The sequence below is a fragment of the Paenibacillus sp. 05T425 genome, assembly GCF_056396205.1.
Genome location: NZ_JBFTLA010000163.1, coordinates 1 through 381, shown reverse-complemented (window position 1 = coordinate 381; position 381 = coordinate 1). Strand labels below are relative to the sequence as shown.

Below are 381 nucleotides of genomic sequence, written 5' to 3'. Positions count from 1 at the left end.
CCAGTGTGCTGTGTGCTCGTCTGCTCGATGCAGCGGCCCAGCGTCAGGGCTGGAGCACCAGTGTCGAAGTCGTGGATGCAGCCCATCCGGAACGTCAATTGTCGGCGGCGATCATCGAGGCCGCCGAGTGGGTGTTGCTGGTCACCAGCGCGCCGGTGGATATGTCGCGGTTTATCGGCAAACGGGTGTTCCAGAGCACCCCGGCCCAGGCTCTGCAAGATGTCGAAGCGGTGCTGCGCCGTGGGGTAGAGGAAGCCGAGGTTTACGTCGCGCCCGCAGCCACCGCTGAACCTGCCGCGGTTGCTAAACAGGCGCCACGCCTGGTGGCCGTCACCGCGTGCCCGACCGGTGTCGCCCACACCTTCATGGCCGCCGAAGCCT

1 protein-coding gene is annotated in these 381 nt (G+C 66.4%); it reads left to right on the top strand.

All coding sequences use genetic code 11. The features are described 5' to 3' along the window. On the top strand, positions 1-381 hold a 381-nt coding region (locus AC1DF0_RS32590; RefSeq protein ID WP_477577760.1), incomplete at both ends, for a PTS fructose transporter subunit IIB.